This is a genomic window from Mumia sp. ZJ430 (genome assembly GCF_011751845.1).
Classification (GTDB): Bacteria; Actinomycetota; Actinomycetes; order Propionibacteriales; family Nocardioidaceae; genus Mumia.
In genome coordinates, this window is the sequence record NZ_JAAHFK010000002.1 from 852,801 (window position 1) to 878,095 (window position 25,295).

Sequence of the window (25,295 nt, forward strand, 5' to 3'; positions counted from 1 at the left end):
TCAGACTCCGCCGGTGAGCGTGAGCCCGCCGTCGACGACGATGTTCTGGCCGGTGAGCCAGCCGGAGTCGTCCGACAGCAGGAACGCGACCACGGAGGCGATGTCGTCGGGGACGCCGAGACGCTTCATCGGGTACGCCGACGCGACCTCTTCCTCGCGCCCCTCGTACAGCGCCGTGGCGAACTTCGTCTTGACCACCGCCGGTGCGACGGCGTTGACTCGCACCGACGGGCCGAGCTCGACCGCGAGCTCCTCGGTGACGTGGATGAGCATCGCCTTGCTGGCCCCGTAGAACCCGATGCCGGGCGCGGGCTTGATGCCGGCCACCGACGCGAGGTTGACGACGGTGCCGCCGTGCTCGTCCATCCAGGTGTGGAACACCTTCTGGGTCCACGCGAGCGCGCTGAGGACGTTGACGGCGAAGATCTTGTGCGCCGCCGCGAGGTCGATGTCGATCATCCGGCCGTACACAGGGTTGATCCCCGTGTTGTTGACCAGGTGGTCGACGGACCCGAACGCCTCGACCGTCCGTGCGACCGCCTCGTCCTGGTGGTCAGGGTCGTCGCCCTTGCCCGCGACGCCGATCGCGACCTCCGGGCCGCCGAGGTGGACCACGGCCTCCTGGAGCGCCTCGTCGTTGCGGGCCGTGATGCAGACGCGGGCCCCTTCGTCGACGAGGCGCTGGGCGATGCCGAGGCCGATGCCGCGGCTCGCGCCGGTGATGATCGCGGTGCGGCCCTCGAACCGCTTCGCGCCGCCGCCGGTCACGAGAGACGCTCGATGACCATGGCCATGCCCATGCCGCCGCCCACGCACATCGATTCGACACCGAACTGCTTGTCGTGCCACTGCAGCGAGTTGATCAGCGTCGCGGTGATGCGGGCGCCGGTCATGCCGAACGGGTGACCGACGGCGATCGCGCCGCCGTTCACGTTGAGCTTGTCCTCGGGGATGCCGAGCTGCTGCGCGGAGCCGAGCGACTGCACGGCGAACGCCTCGTTGATCTCGAACAGGTCGATGTCGCCGAGCGACATGCCCGCGTGCTTGAGCGCCTGCGGGATCGCCTCGACCGGACCGAGGCCCATGATCTCGGGCGACAGGCCGGTCACGCCGGTCGACACGATGCGTGCGAGCGGGGTCAGGCCGAGGTCCTTGGCCTTCTGGTCGCTCATGATGACGAGCGCGGCCGCGCCGTCGTTGAGCGGGCACGCGTTGCCGGCGGTGACGGTGCCGTCAGGGCGGAAGACCGGCTTGAGCTGCGAAACGGCCTCGTACGTGGTGCCCGCGCGCGGGCCGTCGTCGGCGGTGACCTGCGTGCCGTCGGCGAGCGTGACGGGCGTGATCTCACGCGCCCAGAAGCCCTCGTTGATGCGCTGCTCGGCGAGGTTCTGGCTGCGGACGGCAAAGCGATCCTGCTCCTCGCGGCTCATGCCGAGCACCTGCGCGACGTTCTCCGCGGTCTGGCCCATCGCGATGTAGACGTCAGGGAGGTGGTCGTCCTGGCGCGGGTCGGCCCACTTCTGCCCGCCCTGCGCGAGGGACTCGGTCCGCTGCATGGCGTCGGTGAAGACCGGGTTGGTGATCTCCTGGCCGGGGATCGCGTCGCTGTTGCCCTTGACGAAGCGGCTGACCGTCTCGACGCCGGCGGAGATGTAGGCGTCGCCCTCACCGGCCTTGATCGCGTGGAACGCCATGCGCGTGGTCTGCAGGCTCGACGAGCAGTAGCGGGTCACGGTCGTCCCGGGGAGGAAGTCGTAGCCGAGCAGGACCGACACGACACGGCCCATGTTCATGCCCTGCTCACCGCCGGGCAGACCGCAGCCGAGGATGAGGTCGTTGATGTCGCGCGGGTCCAGCTCGGGCACCTTGTCGAGAGCGGCGCGCACCATCTGAGCAGAGAGGTCGTCCGGGCGCATGTCCTTGAGCGAGCCCTTGAACGCGCGACCGATGGGCGATCGCGCGGTGGAGACGATGACGGCTTCTGTCATGAGCTTTCCTTCTGGTTCGACGAGCGGACTGGCGGCGAGGTCCCGAGAAAGTGTGGCGTGGTGAGCGGCTGCTCCGACAGGGTCAGAGACCGAGGTCGCGACCGATGAGCTCCTTCATGATCTCGTTGGAGCCGGCCCAGATCTTGGTCACGCGGGCGTCGCGCCAGGCACGGGCGACGCGGTACTCGTTCATGAACCCGTACCCGCCGTGCAGCTGGACGCAGTGGTCCAGCACCTCGTTTTGGACCTGGGAGGACAGCCACTTCACCTTGGCTGCGTCGATCGCGGTGAGCTCGCGCCGGGTGTGGGCGAGCACGGCCGCATCGACGTACGCCTCCACCGACTCGATCCGGGTGACGAGCTCGGCGAAGAGGAACTTGTTGTGCTGGAAGGACCCGATCGGCTGCGCGAACGCGTGCCGCTCCTTCGCGTACGCGATCGTCTCGAGCAGGATCTGCTTGGCGTGGGCGACGTTGGAGACGGCGCACGTCAGCCGCTCCTGTGGGAGGCGCTCCATCATCGCGATGAAGCCGCGGTCGACCTCGCCGATGACCTGCGCGTCACTGACCCGGACGTCGGAGAAGAACAGCTCGGCAGTGTCAGACTCGCTCTGGCCGACCTTGTCGAGCTTGCGGCCGCGGGTGAAGCCATCCATGCCGGTCTCGACCGCGAAGAGCGTGATGCCCTTGGCGCCCTTCTCGGGGCTCGTACGGGCGGCGACGACCACGAGGTCGGCCGACCAGCCGTTGGTGATGAAGGTCTTGGAGCCGTTGATGACCCACTCGTCGCCGTCGCGCACGGCGGTGGTCTTGAGGGCGGCAAGGTCGGACCCGCCCGACGGCTCGGTCATCGCGATCGCGGTGAGCAGCTCGCCGGTCACGAACCTGGGGAGCCAGCGCTCCTTCTGCTCATCCGTGGTCAACTCGATGAGGTACGGGGCGACGATGTCGGAGTGGATGCCGGTGCACGACGGCAGCGCGGCGTTGACCTTCGACAGCTCCTCGGCGAGCACCGCGTTGAAGCGGAAGTCCTGCGCGCCGGCCCCGCCGAACGCCTCGGGAACCTCGAGCCCGAGCAGCCCCTGCTTGCCGGCCTCGAGCCAGTACGCACGTGGGAGACCCTTGTTGTCGGCGTACTGCTCGACGTGCGGCAGCACGCTACGCTCGACGAACGCGGCGACGGACGCACGGAACGCCTCGTGGTCCTCGTCGAAGATGGCTCGCTTCATGGGAGTGCCTCCGGGTGACAGGTCGCGATCACCTAGAGTGTACTAAGCGCTCGCTTAGCGTGGAGGAGGGTCCCCACCCTCCGCTGGTTCGTCGTGCAGGAGAGGCCCATGACCGAGGTACCCGCCCGTCAGCGGTTGATGGACGCCGCCGTCGAGGCCTTCGCCGACCGCGGCTTCCACGCCACGACCACCCGCGACATCTCCACGCGGGCCGGCATGAGCCCCGCCGCGCTCTACGTGCACCACGCCTCGAAAGAGGAGCTGCTGTACGAGATCAGCTCGGACGGCCACCGCTCGACGCGTGACATGCTCGCCATCGCCTACGCCTCGACCGCCGACCCGGTCGAGCGCCTGGCCGAGATGCAGTACGAGTTCACCAAGTGGCACGCCGTGCACAGCCGCAAGGCCCGCGTCGTCCAGTACGAGTTCTCAGCACTGTCCCCGGAGCACCGTCGCGAGGTCGCGGGCTACCGGCGCGACATCGAGCGCATCTATCGCGACGCCGTCGCCGAGGGCGTCGACAAGGGGGTCTTCGAGGTCGACGACGTGCCCGGCACCGCGCTGGCGCTGATCTCGATGGCGATCGACCTCGTCCGCTGGTACCAGCCGGACGGACCCCGCACCCCCGACTCCGTCGCACGCCTGTACGCCGAGCTGGCGCTGCGCGCGGTCGGCGCCCGTACGGCCTGACCGAAGGGCTCCACCAGACAGGCGAACGGCCGCCCTGAAGCCGGCGGGACTCCAGGACGGCCGCGTAAGCGTCTCGTACGCGCCGATGTCAGCGCGTCGACGAGGTCACTGGGCGAGGACGGCCTCACCGGTGATGGCGATGCTGATCTTGTCGCCGATCATGACCTTGTCACCCTCGAGCGGGATGTTGAAGTCGATGCCGAAGTCCTTGCGGCTGATCACCGTCGTGGCCTCGACACCCACACGGGTGCCGCCCCACGGGTCCTTGCCCTCGCCGAGGAACTCGACCGCGAGCTCGACCGAGCGCGTCACGTCCTTGATGGTGAGGTCGCCGGTCACGACGAACTCGGTGTCGGACTTCTCGACGACACCGGTCGAGGTGAACGTCATGGTGGGGTGGTTCTCGACTGAGAAGAAGTCGGCCGAACGCAGGTGCGCGTCGCGATCAGGAGTGCCGGTGTTGATCGAGCTCAGGTCGATCGTCGCGGTGGCAGTCGACTCGGTGATCTCGGGCGCGGTGGTGATGCTGCCCTCGAACTTCTCGAACTTGCCACGCACCTTGCTCATGAGGTGGCGGACGGTGAACCCGATCTCCGTGTGCGTGGGATCGAAGTTCCAGGTGCCTGCGGTGATCTGTGCCATGTCGATGTGTGCCCTTCGGGTGTCGTGCGGGATCCTTGTGGTCGAGGTGTCGGCATCCCCGTAAGTTGTTGCGGTTTAAACCAACGAGCCTCACTGTATCCACAACTAATTGAATCCACAACTATTCCCTGGGTACACTTCTGCTCATGACCTCGACCACGCAGGCTTCCCCCGAGACACGCTGGCTCGACGACCGTCAGCAGGCGCTCTGGCGGTCGTTCCTGGGCGGCTCGACGGTGTTCTTCGACCAGCTCGACCGCGATCTGCGACGCGAGCACGACCTCTCGATGCCCGAGTACGAGATCCTCGTCCGCCTCTCCGAGGCCGACGACTGGACGCTCCGGATGGCCGAGGTCGCCGACAAGGTCGCCCACTCCCGGAGCCGCATCACGCACACCGTCGCCCGCCTCGAGCGCGCCGGTCTCGTCGAGCGCCGCTCGTGCGCCTCCGACGGGCGCGGCGTCAACGCCCAGCTCACGGAGGCCGGCATGGAGCGGCTGCGCGAGGCTGCCCACACCCATGTCGGCGGCGTGCGCCGCTACCTCCTCGACAACACGACCGACGAGGAGTTCGCCGTGGTCGGGCGGGTCTTCGAGCGCATCCTCACCGATCTCGGAGGCTCGCGCTTCTAGGCACCCTCTTCGACGTACGACCCGACATCAGGACCCGACGTTTCACCCCGCATATGGGGGGCTAACGTCGGGTCCTTTTGTCGGGTCGTACGTCCACCCGGGCGCGTGGCCGAAACCGGACGTGATGGTTGACCTCTGCACACATATGTTGCGAAGGTCACAGTGAAACGATTCAACCGCCCGGCTCTGCTTCGTCTATGCACACGCGCCGAAGGGATCCCGCTCGATGAACACACGTCTGTTCAAGCTCGCGGTCGCACTCACGACCGCCACCTTCCTCCTCCCGCTCGCACCCGCCCAGGCCTCGCCGCCGGGCGAGGTCCGCCCCCACGCCCTCGCGACCGACCACCAGACCCGGCCCCTCGGGGTCGGTGAACGACTCCCCGCCTTCGGATGGCAGCTGACCGCGCACGAGCGCGCGCAGTCGCAGTCCGCGTACCGCGTCCTGGTCGCCTCGAGCCCGGCCCTCCTCGCCCGCGGCAAGGGCGACGTCTGGGACTCGGGCAAGGTCGACTCGTCCGAGTCGCAGCAGGTCCGGTACGGCGGCCCGCAGCTCGAGTCCCGTACGCGCTATCACTGGAAGGTGATGGCATGGGACGTCACCGGCCACGCCGGGCGCTGGAGCTCGCCGACGTGGTTCGAGACCGGCCTCCTGGACGCCTCGGACTGGTCCGCGCAGTGGATCGCGCACGACACCGACCTCCCGCTGCCGACCTCGAACTCGCAGCAGAACTCCCCCGCCGCACTCCGTACGGGCAAGACCCTCGGCCAGTCCGTCACCACGGACCGTCCGTTCGACCGCATCGGCGGAAGCTTCCCGACCTGGGGCACGTCCGACTCAGACTTCACCCTCACCCTGCGCCGCGGCGGGCCCGATGGCGAGGCCGTCGCCGAGCACCGGTTCGTCGACCACGCCGACAACAGCTGGGCCGAGCTCGAGCTCGAGAGCCCCGCGGAGCCCGGCGACTACTACCTCGAGATGTCCCAGCTCGAAGGCCAGGCGGGGTGGTGGAGCCACACCGACGACGTCTTCACCGAGGGCCAGGCCTTTGCGGACGGCGCACCGGCGACCGGTGACCGGACCATCCGCTGGAACCCGACGACCGAGGCCAAGGCCGAGCTCACCTCGCAGCTCCGTACGACGTTCACCGCGGACAAGCGCGTGAAGTCGGCGCGGCTGTACTCGACGGCGCTCGGCATCTACGACCTCCAGCTCAACGGCCGCGAGGTCTCCGAGGACCGTTGGGCCCCGGGCTGGACCGACTACGCCAAGCGCACGCCCTACCAGACCTATGACGTCACGGCGCTGGTGAAGCAGGGCGCGAACGCGCTCGGCGCGCGCCTCTCGACCGGCTGGTACGCCGGCAAGATCGCGATCTACGGCCCGAACCTGTACGGCAAGCTGCCTGGTCTGCTCAGCCAGCTCGAGATCACCTATACCGACGGGACGACTGAGCGCGTCGTCTCCGACACTTCGTGGAAGAGCACCGCCGGCCCGGTCACCCACGCGGACATCCTTGACGGCGAGGAGTACGACGCCCGCCTCGAGACGCCTGGCTGGACCCGCACCGGGTTCGACGACCGCTCCTGGGCCCCGGTCGTCGAGAAGACCGACGTCGAGACCGCACTCGTCGCCCAGTCCGCTCCCCCGGTCACCGTCACGCAGGAGATGCCCGTCCAGAAGATCACCGAGCCGACATCCGGCGCGTACGTCCTCGACCTCGGTCAGAACATGGTCGGCACGGTCGCACTCACCCTGCGTGGCCTCGCCGAAGGACAGAAGGTCCGCCTGCGCTACGGCGAGGAGATCAATCCCGACGGGACGCTCTACACGGAGAACATGCGCAGTGCCCGGGTCATCGACTACTACACGGCCCGCGGCGACCGCGTCGAGGCGTACGAGCCCCGCTACACGTTCCACGGCTTCCGCTACGTCGAGATCACCGGGCTGTCCGACAAGCCGAGCAAGCGTGACCTGGTCGGCAAGGTGCTCGGCACCGACGCACCGCTGACCGGTCACTTCGAGACGTCCGACCCGATGCTCAACCAGCTCCAGAGCAACATCGTGTGGTCGCAGCGCGGCAACTTCCTGAGCGTGCCCACCGACTGCCCGCAGCGCGACGAGCGGATGGGCTGGACCGGCGACATCAACGTGTTCGCCCCGACGGCCGCGTTCAACATGGACGTCTCCACGTTCCTCGGCGACAAGTGGCTGCAGGACCTGCGAGACGCGCAGCGTCCCGACGGCGCAGTCACGGACGTCGTCCCGTACGTGCCTGTGGTCGGCGCCGGCAACGCCGGCTGGGGCGACGCGGCGGTCACCGTGCCGTACACCGTCTGGCAGACGTACGGCGACACCGCCGTGATCGAGGAGAGCTACGCCTCGATGACGGCGTGGATCGACTACCTCGAGAAGAACAGCGACGACCTCATCCGCCCGGATGCCGGGTACGGCGACTGGCTGAACCTCGACGACAACACGCCGCGCGACCTGATCGGCACCGCGTACTTCGCGCACGTCACCGCACTCCTGTCCCAGATGGCCGACGCGATCGGCAAGGACGCCGACGCCGACCGCTATGCCGATCTGGCCGCCGAGGTGCGGGACGCGTTCATCGAGCGGTACGTCGGTGACGACGGTGCGCTCCCGGGTGACGCCCAGGCCGGCTACGTCCTCGCCCTGTCCTTCGGGCTGGTCCCGGACGCGCTCGTCGACGACGCCGCCGACCGCCTGGTCGCCAACCTGGAGCGGCACGACTGGCACCTGGCGACCGGCTTCCTCGGCACGCCGGACCTGCTCCCGGTGCTCACCAAGACCGGCCACACCGACGTGGCGTACAAGCTGATCAACCAGAAGACCTACCCGTCGTGGGGCTACGAGGTCGAGAACGGCGCCACGACGATCTGGGAGCGCTGGAACTCGATCATGCCTGACGGCAGCTTCGGCGACGTCAGCATGAACTCCTTCAACCACTACGCCTACGGCGCGGTCGGCAACTGGATGTACCAGACGATCGGCGGCATCGCGCCCGATCCCGAGCAGCCCGGCTACCGGCACTTCACGGTCGCCCCGCAGCCTGGCGGCGGGCTCGACCACGCCGACGCGCGGTTCGAGTCCGGGTACGGCGAGATCCGCTCGCAGTGGGCGCGCAAGAACGGCCGCCTGACGATGACGGTGACGGTGCCGGTCAACACCACCGCCACCGTCACCATCCCGGGCTCGCGCGTCCGCGCGGTGACCGAGAGCGGCCGGCCCGTCACGAAGGCCGCCGGCGTCAGCGACGTCCGCGTCGAGGGCGACGCCGTCGTCGCCGAGCTGGGCTCTGGCACCTACCGCTTCACCGTGAAGGAGGACGCATGACCCGGCGATCCACGGCCTGGCGCCGTCGCACGCGCACGGCGGCTGCCGCTCTCGCGGTCGTCGCGCTGACCCTCGGGCTGACCAGCGCGTCGAGCGCGACCGACCGCACACCCAGCTCACCCGCCTGGGACGACGCCACCGGTCGTCTCGACCCGGCGGCGTTCGCCGACCCGCCGTCCACGAGTCGGCCGCACGCGTTCTGGTTCTGGAACGGCAAGCTGACCGAGGCCGAGCTCGAGCGCCAGCTCGACGAGATGCAGGACAACGGCGTGGAGGAGTTCTTCATCCACCCGCGCCAGGGCCTCGGCGGCGAGTTCGGCAAGACCGAGAACACGTACTACCTGTCGACCGACTACTTCGACAAGGTCGGCTTCGTCCTCAAGGAGGCCCGCAGCCGCAAGATGAAGGCGTGGTTGTACGACGACCTCAACTGGCCGAGCGGGTTCGCCGGCGGCCGTACGGTCCGCGGCGGCGACGTGGACGGACGCACGATCGAGGCCGATCCGTCGTACGTCCCGTGGTATCTCTCCCCCAGCGCCACCGAGGTGGCCGGTGGGACGACGTACGACGCTGAGGTTCCCGGCCGCAGCGACGGGTCCGACACCCCGCAGCCGGAGCTGGTGGCCACCCTGGCGGCACGCAAGTCCGGCGACGGGGCGTGCGCGACGAACGGTGAGGCGCGCGGCGTCCGCCTCGACGGCGCGTCCACCATCGAGCTGACCGACCAGATCAAGGACGGCCGTCTGACGTGGAAGGCGCCTGCCGGCGACTGGTGCCTCGTGCACCTCGTCCAGCGGCCGCTGGAGAACTACCACCCCGACCTCGAGCCGGACGAGCCGTACGTCGACATGCTCAACCCGGACGTGACCGAGAAGTTCATCGACATCACGCACGAGACGTACTACGAGCGCTTCGGCCGCCACTTCGGGTCGACGATCCCGGGCATCTTCAACGACGAGCCGGGCTTCTACAACAACTTCCCGGACAACCGCGGCGGGCTCGACTCACGCGGCTCGATCCCGTGGACGCCGGGGTTCCGGGCGTACCTCGCGGACAACGCGGGCTACGACCTGACGCAGGATCTGCTCGGGATCTGGTACGACGCCGGCGCGACCACGACCAAGGCGCGCGTCGACTACTACGACGCTCTCTCCGACCGCTACAACGAGGCGCACACCAAGCCCCTCGCCGACTGGGCGGCCGAGCACGACATCGCACTGATCTCCAACCCGCTCGTGGAGGAGGACCTCGGTAGCCACAAGCTGATCGAGGGCGGGAGCTGGTTCGAGATGAGCCGGCACTACCAGCTGCCGGGCATGGACCTGATCAGCGGGCTCAACACCTCGGCGATCACGCCGAAGCTGAACTCCTCGGTCGCCCACCTGTTCGACCGCAAGCGCAACCTCGCGGAGACGTTCGGCGCGTTCGGCTGGGACCTCACGATGGAGGAGATGAAGCGGACCGTCGCATGGGAGGCCGCAGGTGGCGTGGACCTCATCGACAACCACGCGTTCTACTACTCGACCGACGGCGAGCGCGCGGCGGAGTCCCCGCCGAGCCAGTTCTTCCAGAACACGTTCTGGCCCCGTTTCTCCCAGTACGCCGAGATGGTGGGCCGGCTCACCGAGCCCGCACGCGGCGCGACGGCCATGAACCCGGTCGGCGTGCTTTATCCGAGCTCGTCGATCATGGCGACGGGGACGCCGTGGGACGTCCGCGGGTTCGCGGGCAATGGTTCCGACCTCGGGCCGGTCGACGACTCGTGGACGGGCACGTCGAACGACCTGCTGCGCGCGCAGCTGGACTTCGACTACCTCGACGAGCTGGCGCTGGCCGGCGACGAGGACCTGGGTGTGGACGTGAAGGTACGCGACGGCGAGCTGGCACTGCACAAGCAGCGCTGGCAGGCGGTGGTCCTCCCCCGTACGACCGTGCTGTCGCTCGAGTCCGTACGGACCCTCGAGCGGCTGGTCGCCGACGGTGGCACCGTGGTTGCCGTCGACGGCCTCGCGACACGCGAGGCGTCCGGCCGTGACGCGGCGCTCCAGCGACGTCTGACCGCGCTGTTCGGCACCGATCCGGCAGCGCCGGTCGCCTCGGCCAAGAAGCACCGTCGCGGCGGGCTCGCGGCCTACCTGCCCGACCGCAGCACGCTTGCCGAGGTCGTCAGCGCACGGGTGACACCGGGCGTCACGCTCGGCGCCGCACCGGACCTGCGTGTGCGGCATGTGAAGCGCAAGGCCGACGACGCGTTCCTCGTGGTGAACCTGTCCGGGGACGAGGTCCGGACGACGGCACGATTCGACGTCGCCGGCACGCCCGAGAACTGGGACCCCGAGACCGGGGAGACCCAGGTCGCGCCGGTGTTCCGTCGCGACGGCGACCAGACGGTCGTCCCGCTGACGATGGAGCCGTACGAGGCACGGTGGGTCACCTTCCGACCCGGGGCGCACCCGAAGGGGAAGGTCGCGCACCTCACGGCGACCAACGCCCAGGCGGAGGACGTCACGTTCACCAAGGGCACCCTGCGGACGACGCTGGTGGCCGACCGGCCGGGCGAGGTCTATGCCCGTGGCGAGTACCGCGGGCGCGAGTACGGGGCGGTGACGACGGTCGACGACCCGCTGGAGGCGCTGTCCCTCGGCGGTGACTGGCAGTTCCGGTTCGACCAGGACGGCGCGCAGTCGGTGACGCGTCCGCTCGGGTCCTGGACGGACCTGGACCGCGACTACTCGGGATCGGGCACCTACACCAAGACGTTCACGGTCCCTGACGGGTTCCGCGCGGACGACCGGCGGCTGCAGCTCGACCTGGGTCGCGTGCGCGAGCTGGCCGAGGTGACGGTCAACGGCCGTACGGCGGGTTCGGTCGACTGGTCGCCGTACACCGTCGACGTCACCGACCTGCTGCGCGACGGCAAGAACGTGATCGAGGTGCGCGTCACCAACGCGTCAGCCAACGCGGTCGACGGGAGCGCTGCGCCGTCCGGCCTGCTCGGACCCGTGGCGCTGCGCCCGCAGAAGGTCGTCGACCTCGCCCTCACCCAGGGCACTCAGGTGACGTCGCTCGACCTCGCTGTCGAGCCTGGCTCGGCATCGGTCATTCCCGGCCGGCCGGCCCGGTTCACCGCGACAGTGAGCGGGATCGCCCCCGACGACCTGACCGCGACGCTGAGCACCGCCGTTCCGGAGGGGTGGACCGTCGACCCCGCGACCGTCGAGATCACCGAGCCGTCGTCCGGCACGCAGGTCCGCACCAGCGTGGACGTGCTCGTCACGCCTCCGTCCGACGCGGACGGAGGCACGGTGCCAGTGACGCTCACGCTGGCGGGTCCGGACGGACGCACCGTCGCACGCACCGTCCACGTCACGGTCGTGCACTCCTTCGCCGCGTGGGAGTTCGAGATCGACGGCGAGACGGAGGGCTGGTCCGCGGCGAACCAGATCGAGGGGCTGGCGGCGTCCGGTGGCGCGCTCCGGTTCTCGTCGACCGGCGGCGACCCGTTCCTCGTGGGACCGCAGGTGTCAGTCCCGCTGGCCGACGGTGCCGTGGTCGAGGTCGAAATGTCGTCGACTGCCGGGGGCGGCGGACAGCTGTTCTGGGCGACGACCGACGGCGGCTTCGCCGAGTCGCGCAGTGGACGGTTCTCCGTCGAGTCGGGCGGGACGAGGACCTACCGGATCGTCATCCCGCGTCAGGACGCCTCGCTGACGCAGCTGCGACTCGATCCGCTCACCGGCACCGGTGACCTCGTGGTCGACGCGATCAGGGTCCTCCCGAGCTGACCCAGGGCGAGGCAGGAACGACGGTGCCTCCCGACCGATGTCTGGTCGGGAGGCACCGTCGTTTCTGAACCGTCCGTCAGTCGCGCGTGAGGCGACGGTAGGTCAGGGCGTGCGGACGCGCTGCGTCCGGCCCGAGGCGCTCGACCTTGTTGGCCTCGTAGTCGGCGAAGTTGCCCTCGTACCAGTACCAGTTGGATTGGTCGTCGGCGTCGCCCTCCCACGCGAGGATGTGGGTCGCCACGCGGTCGAGGAACCACCGGTCGTGGGAGATCACCACGGCACAGCCCGGGAACTCGAGCAGCGCGTCCTCCAAGGACTGCAGGGTCTCGACGTCCAGGTCGTTCGTCGGCTCGTCGAGCAGCAGCAGGTTGCCGCCCATCTTGAGCGTCAGCGCCAGGTTGAGGCGGTTGCGCTCACCACCGGACAGGATGCCGGCGCGCTTCTGCTGGTCGGGGCCCTTGAAGCCGAACGACGCGACGTAGGCGCGGCTGGGCATCTCGAAGTTGGCGACCTTGATGTGGTCGAGCCCGTCGGAGACGACCTCCCAGACGTTCTTGGAGGGGTCGATGCCGCCTCGCGACTGGTCGACGTACGAGATCTTGACCGTGCTGCCAACCGTCAGGCTGCCCGCATCAGGCTCCTCCTCCCCCACGATCATCTTGAACAGCGTGGTCTTGCCGACGCCGTTCGGACCGACGATGCCGACGATGCCGGCGCGCGGGAGCGAGAAGTTGAGGTCGCTGATGAGCGTACGGTCGCCGAACCCCTTGGTCAGGTTCTTCGCGTCGAGGACGACGTCGCCCAGGCGCGGGCCCGCCGGGATGTTGATCTCCGACAGGTCGACCGAGCGGCGACGCTCCGCCTCGGCGGCCAGTTCCTCGTAGCGCGCCAGACGGGACTTGCTCTTGGCCTGGCGGGCCTTGGGGTTGGAGCGGACCCACTCGAGCTCGCGCTCCAGGATCTTCTGACGCTTGGCGTCCTTCTTGCCCTCGACGACGAGGCGCTGCTGCTTGGTGTCGAGGTAGGTCGAGTAGTTGCCCTCGTACGGGTGGGTCTTGCCGCGGTCGAGCTCGAGGATCCACTGCGCCACGTTGTCAAGGAAGTAGCGATCGTGGGTCACGGCGAGCACGGCACCGGGGTACTTCGCGAGGTGCTGCTCCAGCCACAGCACGCTCTCGGCGTCCAGGTGGTTGGTGGGCTCGTCGAGCAGCAGCAGGTCGGGCTGCTGGAGGAGCAGCTTGCACAGCGCGACGCGGCGACGCTCACCGCCCGAGAGCGGGTCGACGATCGCGTCCGGGGGCGGGCACCGCAGGGCGTCCATGGCCTGCTCGAGCCGCGAGTCGAGGTCCCACGCGTTGGCGTGGCCGAGATCAGTCTGGAGCTCGCCCATCTCGGCCAGCAGGGAGTCGTAGTCGGCATCGGGGCTGGCAAGCTCTTCGCTGATCGCGTTGAACCTGTCGAGCTTGCCCTTGATGTCGGCGACGGCCTCCTCGACGTTCTCGAGGACGGTCTTGCCCTCGGTCAGTGGCGGCTCCTGGAGGAGGATGCCGACGGTCGCGTCGGGGTCCTTGTAGGTGTCGCCGTTGTTCGGCTGCTCCATGCCGGCCATCAGCTTGAGGAGCGTCGACTTGCCGGTGCCGTTCGGGCCGACGACGCCGATCTTGGCGCCGTGCAGGAACGACAACGTCACGTTGTCGAGAACGACCTTGTCGCCCAGCGCCTTGCGGACGTTGTGCAGGGTGAAAACGTAATCAGCCATGGTGGGTCAAGCCTAGGCGCTCGACCACAGCATGCGTGAATCGGACGCCCTGACCGCCCCCGGACCGCCCCCGACCGCCCGCCTCAGACCGCGACGGGCTCCGCACGCGCTCCGGGTGCCGGGGCGGTGTGGCTGCTCTCGAACTCCGCGACCGCCTCACCGTCTGATGACGCCTGCTCCTGCACTGCTGCCGGCTCGTTGCGCGTGAACGTCGACGTGCCGCGGTTGAGGTCGTGGCACACCGCGGTGGCCTCGAGGACATCTCGCTGATGCTGCTCGCGGGTGTCCTTGTCCTCCCAGGTGTGGCTGCGCAGGCGTCCGATCACCACGACCGGATCGCCGGTCTTGAGGGAGGCGGCGACGTTCTGCGCGAGCGTGCGGCTGGCCTTGACGGTGATCCAGACCGTCTCCAGGTCACGCCAGCGGCCCTGCTGGCGGTCGAAGAAGCGCGGGGTGGAACCGACCCTGAACATCGCCCACCCGAAGCCCTTGCTCTCCCGGTAGTCGACCGGGGTGCCGAGGTTGCCGTACACGGTCATCTGGTTGTCGCTCATGACTTCTCCTGCTCGTCGGGGACACACACAGCGTGGGTCCCCAAGAGCCCTGTACGCACGACGTCCGGCCGCCCTGGGGACGGCCGGACGCTGTGGACGTACGAGGAGAAGGTCAGACGTTGCGGCCGAGCGCGGCAGCGATGCCGCGACGAGCCTGCTCGTACGCGGCGAGCTCGTGATCGACAGGCGCGAGCACCCGCTCACGCGTCACCTCGGCGATCGTCGCGCGCAGCCGGTCCTCGGCGCCATGGGCGCGTCGCGAAGCCGAGGACTTCGCGGCGACCGTGGTCACCAGCGCCAAGAGCAGTCCGACGACGAGGCCGCCTCCGGCCAGGTAGGCAGGTAGCCACACCCCTGCCACCGTCGGCGCGGACGCCGAACCGGTCAGCTCGGCACCGGTGAGCGCGAGCATCCAGAGGAGGCCGGCGATCATGACGGCGAGCGCGGCCCACTGCACCAGCTTGACGAACGACCACCACGTCGGCGTCTTGTCGATGCCCAGCCCCGTACGGGCGATCGCGTCGTCCAGGACATCGGCGAGGTCGCGGTTGGGGACGACGACGGCACGGCGCATCGACTGCACCCACGACGGCGTGAGCCCGATCGCAGCCTTCTCGGCGACGTCGCGCACAGCGACGTCGACGGCCGGGCGCTGGACCCGCGCGGAGACGCCCTCGGCACCGAGGGCGTGCAACGCGGAACCGGGCCCGGACGACGTGCTCTTGGAGCGGCCGATCATGCGCAGCGGCGGCCAGGTGGTCGCCGAGACCGCGCGCGACACGAGCGACTTCTCGGCGGCGTCAGCGACCGCCGAGACGCCCGCCGCGTCGGCGAGGGTGTCCGCGAGCTGCGCACGGTCGGAGTCGGTCAGACCGAGCGCCGGCGCGTCGCCGCTGATCTGCTCGAACGCCTTGGCGAGGTGCTCGACATCGGCGCCCGTACGAAGGCCAGCAGCCTGCTTGTCGCGGATCCTGCGCACCAGCGCGCGCTTGAAGTCGTCGACGCCGTCGCCGCGCAGGGCAGACACGGCGATGACCGGGACCCCTGCCAGACCGTCCTCGGCGAGGAGTCGGCGGACGTCCTGGAGGGTGCCGTCCCACTGCTCCGGCGGGAGCTTGTCGATCTGGTTGAGGACGACCATCGTCACCTCGGCGTGCCGAGCGAGCGGGCGCAGGTAGCGCTCGTGGATGGCGGCGTCGGCGTACTTCTGCGGGTCGAGGACCCACACCAGCACGTCGGCGTACTTCACAAGGCGGTCGACCTCGAGGTGGTGCGCCACCTCGGTCGAGTCGTGATCAGGGAGGTCCAGGAGGACGAGCCCGTCGAGGTTCGTGTCTTCTGGGACGAGGCCGAGCGGGCTGCCGAGCGACATCTGCTGGCGCTCGGGGATGCCGATCCACTCGAGCAGAGCACGGCCGCCGTCGTTGCCCCAGGCGACCGCCATCGCCCACGACGTCGTCGGACGGCGGACGCCGACCGCAGAGAGCTCGACGCCGGCGACGGCGTTGAACAGCGACGACTTGCCGGAGCCGGTCGCTCCAGCGAGGGCGACGACCGTACGGTCGCTGGCGAGGCGGAGGCGTGCGCTGGCGCGCTGGACGACCGCTGCCCCCTCCGCCACGAGTGCGGGGTCGAGGCGGCCTGCAGATGCTTCCACGGCGCGGGCGAGCCCGTCGACGCGTGCGGCGACGTCACCGCCGGTCGTGCTGAACAGCGGTGCGGGAGGGGTGTCAGTCACGTCAGTCCCAGTCCTCGGGGATCAGGTCGGTGTGCCGCGCGTCCTCTGCTGCGCGTGCAGCGGCTCGAATGCTATCGGCTGCAGCGGGTGCAGCGGCAGTGCGTGCGATCACGTCATAGAACCGCTGCCGCTCATCACGCAGGACGGCGCCCGCCCGGCGGAGAAGGTCTTCCTTGGCGAGCTCGACGAGCCGCCGTGCCGTCGCGTCTCCGAACACGTCGAAGAGCAGCTCGCGGGCTATCGCAGCACCGGTGTTCGCCTCGTCCTCGCGGGGGGCGAGCTCGTTGACGACGCAGATGCCGAGGGTCACCGCGGACCCTGCCGTACCCAGCGCGAGGAACCGCGCGGTCATGCGGCGCTCGCCGCCCTCGGCGCGCACGATCTCGGTGCACGCCTCGATCCAGTCGGAGGAGATCCGCTCGGCTCGCGAGCGCAGGGTGCGGGTCGCACGGTCGAGCTCGCGGCCCGGCCCCTCGATCAGGCCGGAGCCCGCAGGGTTCTGCTCCCATGCCTGGTACGCCCCGTGGGCGCCGGCCTCAGCCTGCTCCAGGAGGAGGAGCTCGACGTTGTGCGCGAGGCTCTCGTGGACCTCGGCGACACGCGCGCGACGGCCGCGGACGCTATCCACGATGCGGTCACGGATCCGGCCGATGCGGTCGTCGGCGCCGCGCAGGAGGTCGCCCGACCCCGCGAAGTCGCGCCAACGCGCGGTCAGCTCGCCATGCATGAGCGTCCCGTCGGAGACGGCCTTGGCGAACGCCGCCTCGGCGCCGGTGTAGGCACGGTCGACGTCCTCGACCAGCGCGCTCAGCACCGACCCCTGGTCGGCCACGGCGTCGGCGACGTCGAACGCACCGAACACGATCTTGCGCACCGCGCCGTCGAGGGTCTGGGTGACGATCGCGGAGCGGACCTCCGGGTCGGCAGCGAGGTCGTGGAGCCAGTTGAGGATCGGTGCGACCGAGCTCGGGGGCAGCAGCCCGTCGTCGTCGACCTCGGTCTCGAGCACCGTGAACAGGGGCGAGTCCTTGAGGCCGCGCGCAGTCAGCATGCGTGCGAGGTGGCCGCGGACCTCGCCCATCGACGTGTCCGGCGTGCGGTCGAGGACGATGGCCACAGCCGCACTGCGGTCGGCCGCCTCACGCAGGTAGTCCCACGGGACCTGGTCGGCATAACGGGCGGCCGACGTCACGAACAGCCAGAGGTCGGCCGCCGCGAGCAGCTCGGTGGCGAGGCGGCGGTTCTCGGTCTCGATCGAGTCGACGTCGGGCGCGTCGAGGAGCGCGAGACCCTTGGGCACCGTGTGCGCGGCCACGAGCGTCAGCGAGCGGGTGTCATGGGACTGGGTCGTGGCGCGGGCCAGGTCGGGCAAGATCCGGTCGGGCTGGAACCAGTCGGCGTCAGCCGGATTGTGCACCAGCACGGCCGAGCGCGTGGTCGGCCGCAGGACGCCCGACTCGGTGACCCGACGGCCGATCAGCGAGTTGACCAGGGTCGACTTGCCGGCGCCGGTGGAGCCGCCGACGACCGTCAGGAGAGGGGCGTCGAGCTGCACCAGGCGCGGCAGCACGTAGTCGTCGAGCTGTGTCAGCAGCGCCCGCTGAGCCTCACGTCCGTCCGAAGCCCCGGGGATGTCCAGCCCGAGGGCAGCACCGCTCAGCTCGGTGCGCAGCTTGAGCAGCGCAGCGAGCAGAGTCGCAGTGGAGCCATCCGTCGACACTCGAACCTCCGGAGAAGGGGGGGACATGCCCGACCTCAGAGTAATGGAGAGCGGGGCGGATCACGCACCGGTGACCTCGCGGGATGTCCGAGACAGTGTCGGCGGTCACCTGCGGGGCTGCTGCGGGGGCCGACCGCCCGGGAGGTGCTGCCCTGGGGCGTTCGGTGGAATGTCGGGGCTGGACGGGGTGACAGGAGGGGCGGCGTAGGGCGCGCGGGGGCCGTACGGGGTGTTCATCGGGTATGACGACGGCGGCGGGACGGCTCCGTACGGAGGGTTGCCGTAGGCGCTCGGCCGCGCGTACGAGAAGCGCAGGGGCGGCGGCAGGACCACGTACGGGCGGAGCACCCGCATCTCCGAGAGGAACGCGTCGACGCGCTGCGGTGCCTGCGGCTTAGGCATCCGGTCCATGACGCCGGCATAGAGGTAGGCCATCGTGATGGCGTCGCGCTGATAGAGCTTGGTCGCCTTGGCCGAGATCTCGCCGCCGTGGAGCTTGGCGTGCTTGACGGCCTTGCGACGATAGCTGAGCGAGGCGATGTAGGGGATCTCGTCGGCGACCAGCCAGCCGCGCCGGGCGATGTCGGTGAGGGCGCGGACGAGGTAGCGGCCCTGGTCACGCCGCGCGAGGACGGCGAGGACGATCGTGCCGGCCAGCAGCAGCCCGGTGAACCCGTACGCGAGGAGGAAGCCCGTCCCGCCGAGATAGCTGACGCCGCCGTTCCAGATGCCGTGCAGCAGCATGCTCCCGAGGAGACCTGCAGCCCAGATCAGGCCACGCACCGCCGTGGAGCGCTGACGCACCGACAGTCCGACGGCGATGCCGAACGCGGCGGTGAACATCGGGTGGGCGAACGGGCTCATGATGCCGCGGAGCACGAACGTCACCGTCGTCGCCGCCGGGCCGTCGACGCCCGTCTCGTCGATGCCGCCATAGGCGCCTGCGTAGTAGACGACGTTCTCGACGAAGGCGAAGCCGAGGCCGACCAAACCGGCCAGGACGAGCCCGTCCACGAGACCGTCGATGACGCGGCGCATCCGCAGGAACGTGAGAACGAGGAACAGGCACTTCGCCGGCTCCTCGGTGACCGGCGCGATGAACGTCGCGAGCGCCGAGTCGGACAGGTCGAAGGTGTTCGAGATCAGGATCTGGGCCAGCAGCGCGATCGCGACCGAGACCACGCCGCCCCACACGACGGCAGCGAGCTTGTAGTGCCACGGCTCCGGCTCGTACCGGTCGAGCCAGAAGAAGCAGCCGAGCATCGCCGGCAGCGGCAGCACTGCGTAGAGGAGGCTCAGACCGCTGCCCGCGGCGTCCCCGCTGGTGATCGCGAAGAAGCAGACCCCTACGACGCCGATCGCGGCTGTGACGAACATCAGCACCATCAGCAGTGTGTGGCCGCGCTGCCACATGGGGTCGCGCAGCCGCGGCAGCGGCCCGGGCGGGACCGGCGCTGACGGAGAGTGCGGCGCGGATGCCGCCCACGGCTGGGACACACGAGAACCCTAGCGGCGTACGCAGACCAGTCCTGCGCCGCTAGGGTTGCCTGTGGGCGCCCGTAGCTCAGTTGGATAGAGCGGCGGCCTTCTAATCCGCGGGTCGGGGGTTCGAGTCCCTCCGGGCGCGCTCAGCTCTCCAGGACGGCGTCGAGGACGATCTCCGGCACCGAAGCCAGGGCCTTGCTGACCGGGCAGGCCTTCTTGGTCTCCTCGGCGACCTCTGCGAACTGCTCGGCGGTGAGCCCGTCGACCTTCGCGCGGACGGTGAGGACGATCTTCGAGATCAGCAGGCCGCCGTTGTCGCGATCGGGCCGCACGGTGACATCAGCCCGTACGGACGCCGACTGCGGCGTCCCCCCGGCGTTGGCGAGCCCGCCGGACAGCGCCATCGCGTAGCACGAGGCGTGCGCGGCCGCGATGAGCTCCTCAGGGCTGGTGCTCCCCTCGGCCTCGTCGGCGATGCGGCGAGGGAAGGACACGTCGAACGTGCCCGTCCCCGAGCTGTCGAGGGTGACGCGGCCCGTGCCGTCCTGCAGCCCTCCGGTCCACTGCGTCGTCGCGGTACGTGTCGCCATGGTGTCGCTCCCGTCGTCGTGTGCTCGAACCTCCACCGTAGAGACGTGAGGCCCCGTACGCATCATGCGTACGGGGCCTCGCGGGTGTCTCGGCAGGTCAGACGGGTCAGCCGGCCTTGGCTTCCTCGATGGCGGCCAGGACTTCCTCGGTGCCAGGGACGCCCGGGGTGCCGTCCGGACCCTCGGGCCCGTTCACGGTGGTGCCGTTGACCCAGACGGTCGGGGTGCCCGAGAGCTTGTTGCCTTCGGAGTCGGGCTGGTCGAACGCCTTCTCGGTCTGCTCCTCGGTCCAGTCACGGAACGGGCGACCCGTGATGCAGTCGGTCGCCGCCTTGCTCGCGCCCGCCTCCTCGGCGAGGTCGCGGAACTCCTTGTCGCTGAGCGAACCGCCCTGAGGCTGGTTGGCGAAGAGCAGCTTGGCGTAGTCGCGGAAGACCTTCGCGCCGTCCTCCTCGAACACGCACATCGCCGCGGCCATCGCGTCGTTGGAGAACTCGTTGAGGAAGGCGACCGGGCGGTACTCGACGTCGATCGCGCCGGCGGCAACCTGCTGGTCAAGGACCTGACCGGTGGTCTCCTCGAACGACTTGCAGTGCGGGCACGCGAAGTCCTCGAAGATCGTGACCTTGACCGGGTCCTCGGCCGCCGTACCGCCCAGGTCGGTCGCGGTGAGATTCACGCCGCCGGTGTCGGTGATGCCGTCCGGGGTGCGGGTCGGAGAGTCGGCGGAGTTGTCGACCGCCGCCTTCACTGCGAAGCCGGCGCCGGCGATCACGACCAGCACCACCGCGACGATCGCCACGGTGATGAGGTTGCGGCGCCGCTTCGCCTGGCGCTCGCGGTCCTTGCGCATCTGCTCCGCGCGCTCACGACGGGCGCGCTTGTCATCCTTGCTGGCCACCTGGGTCATCCATCCTTCGCGTACGGACACGTGTCGCCGGGACAACGTACGAGCCGGTGCTCGCGTTCCCTTGCGACCGCGACCAGGCTACCGGTCAGAGTCAACGGCTAAGGTGGTTGGTCGTGATGGATAGGCTTGTATGGATCGATTGTGAGATGACAGGGCTCGACCTCGAGCACGACGCGCTGATCGAGGTGGCAGCGATCGTGACCGACTTCGAGCTCAACCCGGTCGCTGAGGGCATCGACGTCGTGATTAAGCCGCCGCGTGAGGCGCTCGACCAGATGAACGACGTCGTGACGCAGATGCACACCAGCTCCGGGCTGCTGGACGAGCTCGACGCCGGTCTGGCGCTCGCCGACGCGGAGCAGGTCGTTCTCGACTACATCAAGCAGCACGTCCCCGACGCGGGCAAGGCTCCGCTCGCGGGCAACTCGGTCGGCACCGACCGCGCGTTCCTGCTGCGGGACATGCCCGAGCTCGAGGGCTACCTTCACTACCGCGTGGTCGACGTCTCCTCGATCAAGGAGCTGTCGCGTCGCTGGTATCCGCGGGTCTACTTCAACTCCCCCGCCAAGACCGGCAACCACCGCGCTCTCGCCGACATCCTCGAGAGCATCGAGGAGCTGCGCTACTACCGCGCGGCTGTCTTCGTGCCGCCGCCCGGGCCCGACAGCGACACCGCCAAGGCGCTCGCCGCGGAGCACTCCGGCGCGCTGCGCGGCAGCGACTCCTCAGACGACGCCTCGTAGGGACCCGGATTTCGAGCCGTCAGGACTGACCCGCTACACTCGTGCACGCCGCACACGGTGATGCCGTGTCGCGCGCGGTGGGTGTAGCTCAGTTGGTAGAGCACCGGCTTGTGGTGCCGGTGGTCGCGGGTTCAAGTCCCGTCATCCACCCCCAAAGACGCCAGGTCAGGACATCGTTCCCGGCCTGGCGTCCTTCGTTTGCGCCAGCGGGCGACGTCGCGCCGCGGCGATCTCCGCCCCGTTCGCGACCGCCCAATCCGCCAGGGTTGAGAGCGGCTCGAGCAGCGACCTCCCCAGCGGCGTGAGGGTGTACTCGACGCTTGGCGGCACGGTCGGGAACACCTCTCGACCGACCAGGCCGTCCTCCTCCAGAGCGCGCAAGGTGCGGGTCAGCATCCGCTGGCTGATGCTCTCGATCTCGCGGTGGAGCTCGTTGTACCGGTGCGCGCGCCGTCCGAGGAGCACGAGCACCAGGAGCGTCCACTTGTCACCGATCCGACGGATCACGTCGGTCACGGGACATCGTTCGTACTCATCCGCAGGGACCGGCCCGGGCAAGGGCGTGTCGACAAGGGTAGGCACATCCGCGTGCGTACCGGACATTCAACTGCCTCCTTCCGCACTCGCCGAAGGTTCTCGATGCTAGTGGCAACCACCGTCGAGTCGAGGAGGAACATGAGCCCGGAAGCCGTCACCCCGAGGGGCGACAGGACACCGCGGACGGTCGTCGTGAGCGGAGGGACGGACGGGATGGGGCGCGCCCTCGCCCTCGGCAGGGCCGCCCGTGGAGACACGGTCGTCGTCCTCGGCAGCAACAGGGAGAAGGGAGAGCGCGTTCTGGAAGAGGCCGCTCGGCTCGATGGCACAGGGGCGCTCGAGTTCGAGCGGGTCGACCTGTCCAGCATCGACGACACCCGTGCGGCTGTTCGGCGGATCGCGGCTCGTCACGAGGCTGTCGACGCCCTCACCCTGTTCGCCAACCGCCAGGCTCCGAGGCGGACAGTCACCGCGGACGGCCTCGAGCAGGTGTTCGCCGTGTACTACCTCAGCCGCTACCTGCTCAGCTACGAGCTCAGTCCCCTGCTGCGCCGGAGCCGGACGCCGGTCATCGTCAACGTCGCCGGCGTCGGTATGACGAAGGGGCGCCTGCACTGGGACGATCTCCAGCTCGAGGGCGAGGGCGAGTACGGCATGGTGGCCGCACAGCTGCAGGCTGCACGTGCGAACGACCTCCTCGGGGTGATGTTCGCCGCAGAGCCGGACAACCCGGTTCCGTACGTCCTCTATCACCCGGGGTTCACCAAGAGCGGCGACCTCACCCCGCTGCGACCGGCGCTCAGGGTGACGTTGCGGGCACTCGCGGCCCTGGCGGCACGCCCCGTCGAGAGGGCAGTCGCTCCCCTCCACCGGTTCATCGAGGAGCCGCCGCGCGCACCGCTCAGCGCGATCGACCGCGAGACGTCACTGCCGCTCAGCCTGAGGACACTCGACCCGCATGGCGCGGACCGGCTCGCCGCGGCCACCCGTGCGATCCTCGCGGCCCACGAGGGAACCGTCTCATCGGCGTAGGGCCACCACCCTCACGTATGTTCCCAACATCCCGTCGATATGTTGTCGACATGGTGTCGGTTAATTCTCGCATGAGGACGTGATGATGTTTCTCGCCATTCGTGAGCTCGTGTTCGCTCGAGGGCGGTTCGCCCTCATGGGATCCGTGGTAGCGCTGATCGCCATCCTCATGGTGCTGCTGTCGGGCCTGTCGGTCGGACTGGTCAACGACGGCGTTTCGGGACTCAAGAAGGTCCCGGTGACCTCGTTCGCGTTCCAGCAGGACGTTGCCAAGGACTCGGCGTTCTCGCGCAGCGTCGTGTCGTCGGAGGCTGTCGAGGCGTGGGCCGACCGTCCGGGCGTCGAGGACGCGGCGCCGTTCGGCAATACCCTGGTGAACGCGCGCGCCGACAACGGCACCGAGGTCGACCTCGCCCTCTTCGGCGTCGAGACCGACTCCTTCCTCGCCCCCTCCCCCGCGACCGGCGCCCCGCTCGGCGACGAGGCGGACGGGATCGTGATCAGCGAGACCGCCGCCGACGAGGGCATCGCGCTCGGCGACGTCGTCCGCATCGAGCCCACCGGGACGGCACTCACGGTCGTCGGGATCCTCGACGGCCAGCACACGTACGGGCACGTGGACGTGGCGTACGTACCGCTGACCACGTGGCAGGAGGTCCGCGCCGGCGTACGGACGGGAGACCCCGTACCGGCGCACGTGCACGACGAGTTCACCGCCGTCGCGGTACGGGCCGCTGACGGCGACGACGTGGATCTCGCTGCGGGAGACGAAGCCGCGTCGACGACCTCGATGACCCTCGAGGAGTCGTTCGGAGCCTCGCCCGGGTACACCGCCGAGACGTCGACCCTCCAGCTGATCCAGGTCTTCCTCTATGCCATCTCCGCGCTGGTCGTCGGCGCATTCTTCACCGTGCTCGTCATCCAGCGCCGCCAGGAGATCGCCGTGATGCGGGCAATGGGAGCGAGCACCGGCTACCTTCTGCGCGACAGCCTGCTGCAGTCCCTGATCCTCCTGATCGTCTCGGCCGGGGTCGGCGTCGGGATAGGCCTCGCCGGTGGCGCCGCCCTCGCCTCCACGCCCATGCCGTTCGCCCTGGAGGCGGGTCCGATCGCCGCCGCCACCGCACTCCTCATCGCCCTCGGTGTCGTCGGAGCCGCCGTCGCGGTCGTCCGCGTCACCCGGGTCGACCCGCTGACCGCACTCGGAGGCAACCGATGACCCCCGCACTCGCGCTCACCGACGTCACGCTCGTCCACGGCGACGGCGAGGACACCGTCACGGCGCTGGACGCCGTCAGCCTGCGTGTCGCGCCCGGAGAGCTCGTCGCGATCGTCGGGCCGTCCGGATCCGGCAAGTCGAGCCTGCTCGCCGTCGCCGGCGCCCTGACCACCCCGACCTCCGGCGAGGTTCGCGTCGGCGAGGTCGACCTCGCGACGGCCTCACGCCGCGAGCTGGCGCGGATCCGGCGGGAGCGGCTCGCCTTCGTCTTCCAGAGCGGCAACCTTGTCCCCGCGCTCACCGCGATCGACCAGATCCGGCTTCCCCTCACGTTCGGCAAGGTCTCCGAGCCACGCGACCCGTACGACCTGCTGGCCGAGGTCGGGATGGAGCACAAGGCGCGCCGTCGGCCCCACCAGCTCTCGGGCGGGGAACGGCAGCGCGTCGGGATCGCCCGTGCCCTGGTGACCCGCCCGCGACTGCTCCTCGTCGACGAGCCCACAGCTGCGCTGGATCGCCAACGCAGCCAGGACATCGTGTCGTTGCTCGCTCGCGAGACGCACGAGCACGGTGTCGCCACCGTGATGGTGACGCACGACCACGACGTGCTGCACCACTGCGACCGGGTCTACGAGATGATCGACGGACGACTCGGCGTCCCTGCTGCGTCGCCCGACTGACC

The 25,295-nt window shown here is 69.5% G+C and carries 20 protein-coding genes and 2 tRNA genes; 10 read left to right on the forward strand and 12 right to left on the reverse strand.

Annotation, left to right across the window (positions count from 1 at the left end; all coding sequences use genetic code 11):
- The 3 genes from HCT63_RS10600 to HCT63_RS10610 all read right to left on the reverse strand — a co-directional run bounded on the left by HCT63_RS10600 (position 1) and on the right by HCT63_RS10610 (position 3,216).
- A complete protein-coding gene (locus tag HCT63_RS10600; protein ID WP_167003926.1) occupies positions 1 to 768 on the reverse strand; it encodes an SDR family oxidoreductase in 768 nt (255 codons plus the stop codon).
- Complete coding sequence (locus tag HCT63_RS10605; RefSeq protein WP_167003929.1) at positions 765 to 1,988, reverse strand: acetyl-CoA C-acetyltransferase; 1,224 nt, start codon at positions 1,986 to 1,988, stop codon at positions 765 to 767. Before HCT63_RS10605 ends, HCT63_RS10600 begins: the two co-directional genes overlap by 4 nt.
- 82 nt (positions 1,989 to 2,070) lie before the next feature.
- Complete coding sequence (locus tag HCT63_RS10610) at positions 2,071 to 3,216, reverse strand: acyl-CoA dehydrogenase family protein (RefSeq protein ID WP_167003932.1); 1,146 nt, start codon at positions 3,214 to 3,216, stop codon at positions 2,071 to 2,073.
- A 108-nt stretch (positions 3,217 to 3,324) separates the two neighbouring features.
- Here HCT63_RS10610 and HCT63_RS10615 point away from each other — a divergent pair, with 108 nt between their 5' ends.
- Positions 3,325 to 3,906, forward strand: a complete 582-nt coding sequence (locus tag HCT63_RS10615) for a TetR/AcrR family transcriptional regulator (protein WP_167003935.1) — start codon at positions 3,325 to 3,327, stop codon at positions 3,904 to 3,906.
- 105 nt (positions 3,907 to 4,011) lie between these two features.
- Here the strand turns inward: HCT63_RS10615 and HCT63_RS10620 are convergent, their stop codons facing one another.
- On the reverse strand, positions 4,012 to 4,548 hold the full coding sequence (locus HCT63_RS10620) for a YceI family protein (RefSeq protein WP_182397098.1): 537 nt from the start codon (positions 4,546 to 4,548) through the stop codon (positions 4,012 to 4,014).
- A gap of 146 nt (positions 4,549 to 4,694) precedes the next feature.
- On the opposite strand from HCT63_RS10620, the gene HCT63_RS10625 reads away from it, so the two are divergent.
- The 3 genes from HCT63_RS10625 to HCT63_RS10635 all read left to right on the forward strand — a co-directional run bounded on the left by HCT63_RS10625 (position 4,695) and on the right by HCT63_RS10635 (position 12,326).
- The gene (locus tag HCT63_RS10625) at positions 4,695 to 5,180 is read left to right on the forward strand and encodes a MarR family transcriptional regulator (RefSeq protein ID WP_167003938.1); all 486 of its coding nucleotides are present in this window, start codon (positions 4,695 to 4,697) and stop codon (positions 5,178 to 5,180) included.
- Between the two features lie 226 nt (positions 5,181 to 5,406).
- On the forward strand, positions 5,407 to 8,541 hold the full coding sequence (locus tag HCT63_RS10630; RefSeq protein WP_167003941.1) for a glycoside hydrolase family 78 protein: 3,135 nt from the start codon (positions 5,407 to 5,409) through the stop codon (positions 8,539 to 8,541).
- Positions 8,538 to 12,326 carry a glycosyl hydrolase gene (locus HCT63_RS10635; protein WP_167003943.1) on the forward strand — a complete coding sequence of 1,263 codons (3,789 nt, stop codon included), beginning with the start codon at positions 8,538 to 8,540 and terminating at the stop codon, positions 12,324 to 12,326. Before HCT63_RS10630 ends, HCT63_RS10635 begins: the two co-directional genes overlap by 4 nt.
- 76 nt (positions 12,327 to 12,402) lie before the next feature.
- Here HCT63_RS10635 and ettA read toward each other — a convergent pair whose 3' ends face one another.
- The 5 genes from ettA to HCT63_RS10660 all read right to left on the reverse strand — a co-directional run bounded on the left by ettA (position 12,403) and on the right by HCT63_RS10660 (position 19,594).
- Positions 12,403 to 14,085, reverse strand: a complete 1,683-nt coding sequence (gene ettA, locus HCT63_RS10640; RefSeq protein WP_167003946.1) for an energy-dependent translational throttle protein EttA — start codon at positions 14,083 to 14,085, stop codon at positions 12,403 to 12,405.
- Between the two features lie 83 nt (positions 14,086 to 14,168).
- On the reverse strand, positions 14,169 to 14,639 hold the full coding sequence (locus HCT63_RS10645) for a single-stranded DNA-binding protein (protein WP_167003949.1): 471 nt from the start codon (positions 14,637 to 14,639) through the stop codon (positions 14,169 to 14,171).
- Positions 14,640 to 14,751: 112 nt separating this feature from the next.
- Positions 14,752 to 16,377 (reverse strand): GTPase, encoded by a 1,626-nt coding sequence (locus HCT63_RS10650; protein ID WP_167003952.1) that lies wholly within the window; start codon positions 16,375 to 16,377, stop codon positions 14,752 to 14,754.
- Position 16,378: 1 nt separating this feature from the next.
- A complete protein-coding gene (locus HCT63_RS10655; RefSeq protein ID WP_243842980.1) occupies positions 16,379 to 18,097 on the reverse strand; it encodes a dynamin family protein in 1,719 nt (572 codons plus the stop codon).
- A gap of 105 nt (positions 18,098 to 18,202) precedes the next feature.
- Entirely contained in the window at positions 18,203 to 19,594 is a 1,392-nt protein-coding gene (locus HCT63_RS10660; RefSeq protein ID WP_167003954.1) for a PrsW family intramembrane metalloprotease, read from the reverse strand.
- A 56-nt stretch (positions 19,595 to 19,650) separates the two neighbouring features.
- On the opposite strand from HCT63_RS10660, the gene HCT63_RS10665 reads away from it, so the two are divergent.
- Positions 19,651 to 19,724 (forward strand) — tRNA-Arg (locus tag HCT63_RS10665).
- 1 nt (position 19,725) lies between these two features.
- On the opposite strand, the gene HCT63_RS10670 is transcribed toward HCT63_RS10665, so the two are convergent.
- Together HCT63_RS10670 and HCT63_RS10675 are read right to left on the reverse strand one after the other, a co-directional pair.
- Positions 19,726 to 20,172, reverse strand: coding sequence for an OsmC family peroxiredoxin (locus tag HCT63_RS10670; protein WP_167003957.1), 447 nt, complete (start codon positions 20,170 to 20,172; stop codon positions 19,726 to 19,728).
- Between the two features lie 106 nt (positions 20,173 to 20,278).
- Positions 20,279 to 21,073, reverse strand: a complete 795-nt coding sequence (locus HCT63_RS10675) for a thioredoxin domain-containing protein (RefSeq protein ID WP_167003959.1) — start codon at positions 21,071 to 21,073, stop codon at positions 20,279 to 20,281.
- A gap of 125 nt (positions 21,074 to 21,198) precedes the next feature.
- Between HCT63_RS10675 and orn the strand changes: the two genes are divergently transcribed.
- Both orn and HCT63_RS10685 read left to right on the forward strand, forming a co-directional pair.
- Positions 21,199 to 21,825 (forward strand): oligoribonuclease, encoded by a 627-nt coding sequence (gene orn / locus HCT63_RS10680; protein ID WP_279587733.1) that lies wholly within the window; start codon positions 21,199 to 21,201, stop codon positions 21,823 to 21,825.
- Between the two features lie 76 nt (positions 21,826 to 21,901).
- Positions 21,902 to 21,979 (forward strand) — tRNA-His (locus HCT63_RS10685).
- Positions 21,980 to 21,990: 11 nt separating this feature from the next.
- On the opposite strand, the gene HCT63_RS20705 is transcribed toward HCT63_RS10685, so the two are convergent.
- Positions 21,991 to 22,341 carry a helix-turn-helix domain-containing protein gene (locus HCT63_RS20705; protein WP_279587734.1) on the reverse strand — a complete coding sequence of 117 codons (351 nt, stop codon included), beginning with the start codon at positions 22,339 to 22,341 and terminating at the stop codon, positions 21,991 to 21,993.
- 159 nt (positions 22,342 to 22,500) lie between these two features.
- Between HCT63_RS20705 and HCT63_RS10695 the strand changes: the two genes are divergently transcribed.
- The 3 genes from HCT63_RS10695 to HCT63_RS10705 all read left to right on the forward strand — a co-directional run bounded on the left by HCT63_RS10695 (position 22,501) and on the right by HCT63_RS10705 (position 25,293).
- Entirely contained in the window at positions 22,501 to 23,394 is an 894-nt protein-coding gene (locus HCT63_RS10695) for an SDR family NAD(P)-dependent oxidoreductase (protein ID WP_167003965.1), read from the forward strand.
- 136 nt (positions 23,395 to 23,530) lie between these two features.
- The gene (locus HCT63_RS10700) at positions 23,531 to 24,613 is read left to right on the forward strand and encodes an FtsX-like permease family protein (RefSeq protein ID WP_243842982.1); all 1,083 of its coding nucleotides are present in this window, start codon (positions 23,531 to 23,533) and stop codon (positions 24,611 to 24,613) included.
- Positions 24,610 to 25,293 carry an ABC transporter ATP-binding protein gene (locus HCT63_RS10705; protein ID WP_167003969.1) on the forward strand — a complete coding sequence of 228 codons (684 nt, stop codon included), beginning with the start codon at positions 24,610 to 24,612 and terminating at the stop codon, positions 25,291 to 25,293. The genes HCT63_RS10700 and HCT63_RS10705 overlap by 4 nt, the downstream gene beginning before the upstream one ends.
- Positions 25,294 to 25,295 lie beyond the last annotated feature (2 nt).